This is a genomic window from uncultured Enorma sp. (assembly GCA_905210055.1).
Classification (GTDB): domain Bacteria; phylum Actinomycetota; class Coriobacteriia; order Coriobacteriales; family Coriobacteriaceae; genus Enorma.
In genome coordinates, this window is record CAJLVH010000119.1 from 1 (window position 1) to 5,986 (window position 5,986).

At 64.5% G+C, this 5,986-nt stretch carries 6 protein-coding genes; all 6 read right to left on the reverse strand.

Features of this window, described 5'->3' with window-relative positions; translation table 11 throughout:
- The coding region (locus QZ079_RS07470) for an alpha-amylase family glycosyl hydrolase (protein ID WP_297037156.1) at positions 1 to 1,294 on the reverse strand (1,294 nt) is incomplete at its 3' end.
- Between the two features lie 96 nt (positions 1,295 to 1,390).
- Positions 1,391 to 1,534 carry a rubredoxin-like domain-containing protein gene (locus QZ079_RS07475; RefSeq protein ID WP_291289009.1) on the reverse strand — a complete coding sequence of 48 codons (144 nt, stop codon included), beginning with the start codon at positions 1,532 to 1,534 and terminating at the stop codon, positions 1,391 to 1,393.
- A 130-nt stretch (positions 1,535 to 1,664) separates the two neighbouring features.
- Positions 1,665 to 2,168, reverse strand: coding sequence for a flavin reductase family protein (locus QZ079_RS07480; protein WP_297037159.1), 504 nt, complete (start codon positions 2,166 to 2,168; stop codon positions 1,665 to 1,667).
- 128 nt (positions 2,169 to 2,296) lie between these two features.
- Positions 2,297 to 2,767, reverse strand: coding sequence for an SsrA-binding protein SmpB (gene smpB, locus QZ079_RS07485; protein ID WP_291289011.1), 471 nt, complete (start codon positions 2,765 to 2,767; stop codon positions 2,297 to 2,299).
- Positions 2,760 to 3,635 (reverse strand): hypothetical protein, encoded by an 876-nt coding sequence (locus QZ079_RS07490; protein WP_297037162.1) that lies wholly within the window; start codon positions 3,633 to 3,635, stop codon positions 2,760 to 2,762. The genes smpB and QZ079_RS07490 overlap by 8 nt, the downstream gene beginning before the upstream one ends.
- Positions 3,636 to 3,722: 87 nt before the next feature.
- A complete protein-coding gene (locus tag QZ079_RS07495) occupies positions 3,723 to 5,789 on the reverse strand; it encodes a ribonuclease R family protein (protein WP_297037165.1) in 2,067 nt (688 codons plus the stop codon).
- Positions 5,790 to 5,986 lie beyond the last annotated feature (197 nt).

Genomic DNA, 5,986 nt, shown 5'->3' on the forward strand with positions numbered 1-5,986 from the left:
CGAGCTCACCCGCCGACACCGTCGCCGGAGATGCAGCCGCGTTCACCGCCACGAGCACGCGCACATCGTCGCACGCGCGCTCGAAGAGCAGCTGCTCGCTCGCAATCTGTACGTTGCGGTATGCTCCGTAACAGAGTGCGCGCGCAGCAGGCGCGAGCGAGCCGTCCGCCTCGCGCGCCGTGCGCGTCGTGGCGAGCCTGCTGATCCATGCGGTGAGAGCGTTCGGCCGCGGCTCCTCGAATGCCGGACGCAGTGGCCAATCATCTCCCCCGCCCTTCTGGCCAGGCTCGCCCCATTCGCTGCCGTAATAGAGGCAGGGAATCCCCGGCATCCCGAAGAGCAGGCCATAGGCGGGACGTACGCACGCCGGATCGGAAAGGATGCTCGCAATGCGTGTCACGTCATGGTTGTCGACGAATGAGAGCAGATGCAATCCCTGGTAGATGCACCACGGGTCGCTGCCAAACTGCCGATGCAGCGAATGGGCGATCTCGAACATGTTGCGAGAATTGAAGCTCGAATAAAGCCCCTTGTAACACTCGTAATTCGTGCATGAATGAAGCATGTCGCCATTCACGAGCTGGCTATAGTCGCCGTGGAGCATCTCGCCGATGAGCGGAAACGTCGCATCTGACCCAGGTGCGCCAAAAACGGGCTGACCCGAAAACTCGTTCGCGAGCGCCCGCAAACGACGCAGGAACTCGTGATCGAGCAGGTAGGCGACGTCCAAGCGCAGACCGTCGATACCGAATTCGCTCCGCCAGAATCGCACGGTGTCGAGCAGGTAGTCCGCCACCTCGGGGTTGCGCAGATTCAACTTCACAAGGTCGTACGCACCCTCCCAGCCCTCGTACCAAAAGCCGTCGCCATATGCGGAATCGCCGTCGAAGTTCGTGATAAACCAATCGCGGTACCGGGAGTCCCAGCCGTGCTCCCGCAGGTCGCGAAAGGCCCAGAACTCACGTCCCACATGATTGAACACGGCATCGAGCACCACGCGGATGCCGTGTTCGTGAAGTACGCTCACCACATAGGCAAGATCCTCGTTGCCGCCCAGGCGGCAGTCGACGCAGCGCAGGTCGCGCGTGTCGTACCCGTGGACGCTCGATTCGAACACGGGGTTGAGCAGCACCGCGTCCACGCCGAGCCCCTGAAGGTAACCCGCCCACGCGGCGACGCGGCGCAGACGCGGAACCCGCACGCCGTCGTTTTCGTGCGGCGCACCGCAAAGCCCCAACGGATAGATCTGGTAGAACGTGCTCTCACCTGCCCACATGACATGCCTTTCCAACATGAAAAACCCAGCTTAGTCGGATGCCTTCATTCTGAAAACGCCGGGCTGCGACATACGGCGCAACCCGGCGTTATCGTCTATCGCTGCTGGAACGAGCTACTCCTCGACCGCCTCGAACTGATCGGGACCGACGCCGCACACGGGGCAGACGAAGTCCTCGGGCAGCTCGGGGGTATCGACCTCGACCTCATACCCGCACACGACGCATACGAATTTGTAGGTCTTCTTCTCGTCGCTCATCTGGCACATCCTTTCCATGTAAACCGGCAACCGCTGCCGGTGTCTTCTGAATGGTACCCACGGGCACGGCTCTCATACAAATGATTCCGCACGCGTATCACATCATCACCAGCCGGCAATGGCCGGAGCGCTACCCCTGATAGCTCGATGCCTTGGGCGGCGTCTTGCCCTTGAGTACGGCATGGTAGTAGCTGTAGGTGAGCGGTTCCTCGTCTGAGAGCACCTGGGCATCGACGACCTCGCCGATGAACAGAAGATGCGTGCCCACATCGACCGTATCCACCAAACGGCACGCTAGAAGCGCGCAGACGTGCTCGGGCGAATAAGGACTTCCCACCGCAGAGGTCTCGCAACCGTACTTTTCGAACTTATCGTAGGTATCGCTCGAGCGGAATCCGAAATTGCCGATGTAGGGCATATCCGCCGTCTTGTCGATCGCCGTCACGGTGAACGCACCGGCGGCCTCGATGACGTCTGCCGTGACGTTCTCCTTGTTCACCGCCACCGAGACGCGCGGTGGCTGGGACGTCACCTGCACCGCCGTGTTGACCACGCAGCCCGCGCGCCGACCGTCCGCCTCGGCGGATACGACGTACAGCCCGTAGCTCATTTTGAAGAATGCCGAAAGATCCATGGGGAGCTCCTTCCTGGGATGCGGGGCATCCGGACTTGGAACCATTGTACCCAGTGCAGAGCCCGCACTCGCTGGAAGCCGTGAACGGTCTTTCGTTCCCTTGCGCGATGCGCCGGAGGCGCCCGGCCCTAGCGGTTGCGCTCCTTGAGCGTGCGCTCGATCTCGCGCTGCATATCGCGCTTCGCCATATCGTCTCGCTTGTCGTAGAGCTTCTTGCCACGCCCGAGACCCAGCAGAAGCTTCACGCGGCCGTCGGTGTTGAAATAGAGCTCGAGCGGCACGAGGGCGTATCCGCGCGTACGCAGCTTCACATCGAGATGGTTGATCTCCTTGCGATGGAGCAGGAGGCGCCGGCGGCGATCGGGGTCGCGGTTGAAGATCGAGCCGTTGCTATAGGGATGGATGTGCACGCCGATGAGCCAGCATTCTCCCCCACGGATGACCGCGTACGTATCGGTGATCTGGCAGGCGCGCTCGCGTAGGCTCCGCACCTCGGTGCCGGAGAGCTCGACGCCGCATTCGTACGTCTCCTCGATGAAGTACGCATGGTGCGCCGAGCGGTTCTTCGCGATGGTCTTGCGCTCCTTGCGGCTAGGCATCGGTGCCCCCTTCCACCTCGGCGCGCTCGGCCTCAAGCTCGGCGTCGGACTCGTGAATGAGCTGGATGAGCGCAGCGCATGCATCCTCGCCCACGAGGTCGCGGGCGCGCAGCGTATAGCGGGTCGCCTCATCGCGCTCGCCCGCCTTCGAGGCGTCCGTGGCGCACATGAGCAGGCAGATGGCGATCTCGGCGTTCGGGTCGGTCGGGAAGCCCTGCGATGCGAGCTCTTGTGCGGCCTCGTCGTCGGAAGCGCTCGCTGCATCCGGTGCCTCCTGCATAAGGCGTGCGAGCACCTGACGCGTCGCGCGCTCACCGAGGGCGAAGGCCGCGGCGCGACGCGCGAACCCCGAGGCGAGCAGCGGCTCGTCCTTATTCAGGAAGAACTGGCCGAGCGCCGCGCACGCGCGGCCGAAGAGCTTGGCGTCCGCCGCACGCTCGAGCACGGAATAGGCAAGCGCGCCCCACTCATTCTCGTTGCCGAGCACACGGTAGAGCTCCGCCAGATCCAGGCGGTAGGCGCAGTTCATGGGATTCCAGCGCACGGCCTGCTTGAGCGCGTCGCGGGCAAGACCGAACTCCCGCTGGTTGATATAGACGTAGGCAAGGTCGGCATACATGCGGTCGAAGGGAGCTCCCACCTGCACGAGCGTACGCGGATCCTTTTCCACGCGCCGGTACGCGAGCCGCTCGAAGCTATCGGCGAAACAGAAGTACTGCACCTCGTCGCTTACGGGGCACGCTTCCTTCACGTAATCTTCGACAGCATCGCGCATCTCGAGCAACTCTGGTAGAGCGGCGTCGAAATCGCCCTGGCTCAGATAGTTCTCGACATGCTGGATTGCCTGTGCTGAGATCGGCAGATCCATGGCTTCCTCCTTATGCGGCGCAGGCACGCTCGAGCCGCGCCGGACGCGCCGATGCTCGAGGTCGGGCCGTGCGTAATAATCGTCGGGCTACCAGTGTAACGCAGCGCGGGTTTCCACGAGCGCGAGATCGAGATGCCCGCGCAGCTCGTCGGTCGCTCGGATCTCGACGATCACCCGATCACCCGGCCGTATGCGGCGGCCTGTCGCCGAACCCGTGAGCGTGAGCGTGCGCTCATCGAGATCGAACCATTCATCTCCCAGATCGCGCATATGGATGAGACCCTCGGCCTGCGTCTCGTCTATGCGGACGAACGCCCCGAGCGCATCGACCCAGCTCACCGTACCCGCGAAGCGCTCACCCAGGCGGTTCGCGTAGAAGCGTGCGACCTCCACCTTCTGGGACGCGCGCGCCGCGGCATCGGCGACGCGCTCGCGCTCGCTACAGGCGCGGCAGAGCTGAGGCGCCATCGATGAGAAGCTGCTTGCTCCCGTCCCCGTGAGCGCGCACGCGCGGGTGTGCGCCTCCTTCGCACCCAAGCGCTCACGGGCGAGCGCGAACTTGAGCACCCGGTGCACTATAAGATCTGGGTAACGACGGATAGGGCTCGTGAAGTGGCAGTAGGCTTGCGCACCGAGGGCGTAGTGCCCCATGTTCTGTGACCGGTACACCGCTCGCTGCATGGCACGGAGCAAGAGCGCATTCACGAGCTCAGATGCCGGCGTGCCCTCGGCATCCGCAAGCGCCGCGCGCATCGCCGCCTGCTCGCCCGCCGCGATGGCGAGCGCCTGCACTCGATCGATAATGCCGAGCTCCACGAGTATGGTGGCCGCCGCGTGCAGATGATCGGGCGAAGGCTGCTCGTGCACGCGGTACGCCGCCACAAGGTCGCGGCGAGCGAGCCATGCGGCTACACACTCGTTCGCGAGCAGCATCGCCTCCTCCACGAGGCCCGTAGCGGCCGTGCGCTTGCGCACCGTGAGCGCAGAGGGTTCGCCGTCTTCATCGAGCAGAGCGTGGACTTCGACGGTATCGAAATCTACGGCGCCGCGGCGCTCGCGCACGCGGGCGCGCAGGCGCGCGAGCTCGTCTGCGCAATGCAGGAGCTCGACTAGATCCACGCCTTCTTCAGCCGCCCGCGCCACCCATTCTGCGGCGGTGCCGGAAACCCCGTCGAGCAGTGCCTGTGCCTCGTCATAGGAAAGCCTCACGCGCGAGCGCATGACGCTCGGATAGATCGATGCCTCTTTGAGGGCGCCATTCGCATCGAGCACCATGTCGACCGTCATGGCCAGACGGTCTTCACCCGGCCTGAGCGAGCACAAGTCGTTCGAAAGCCGCTCGGGTAGCATGGGAAGCACGCGATCCGCAAGATACACGGAGGTGGCGCGCCGCCTCGCTTCGAGGTCGATCAGGTCATCCCACATCACGTAGTGGGACACGTCGGCGATATGCACCGAGAGGGTGAAGCCGCCATGCGCGGTCTTTGCGACGCAGATCGCATCGTCGAAGTCGCGCGCATCGACCGGGTCGATGGTAAGCGCGAAGCGACCGCGCACATCGCGACGCAAGGGGTCTTGGAGCGCCCCCTCAACATCGAGCGCGAGCGCCTCGGCCGCACGTACCGCGGGCTCGGGATAGCCATCCTCAAGGTCGTAGCGCGCCATGATGGAACGAATGCCCAAATCAGAAGCATCGGCGCCACCCAGACGCCGCTCGATGGTTACGGTGCCCGATTCGAGGCGCGTCGGGTAGGAGACGATGCGCGCCGAGACCACATCTCCCTCCTTGACGCCGCACCGCATCGGAGAGCCATCGCTCGGAAGCACGAAGAAGTCTGCGCGCACGCGCGTATCGAGCGGCCGCACGCACCCCAGAGGACCGGCGAGCGAGAACGTGCCGACGATCCCTGCATGAGCGCGTTCGAGCACGCTCTCGACTACCGCGCGCTTGCCGCCCTCGGCCCTGCGCACGCTCACCGCAACGATATCGCCATTCATGACCTCACGCAGCGCCCGCCCGGAAAGCCGAAAGGAGCCTTCAGCCGTCTCGACCGTCCCGCCGCCCTCCGTGAGTCGCACCGTCCCCGTAAGGTTCGGTCGCCTCACCGACCGCGTCGGCTTCCTGTTGCTACTCGTCCGTCGCTTGCGTCCCATGGAAAACCTCCCCTCTCCCCAGTCTTCGAGTCTCGAAGTTCCCTCGCCGGCATCATGTGACCCCCACAAGGAAAAAACCGCCCGCACGCAACGGCAACACACCCGCCCCGCCCGGGTATCCGCCCCCCGCCGCACGCGCGCTGCCACAGGCAGCCGCGCCCAACACCCTCACGAACCCAGCACCGCGTAGCCACGGG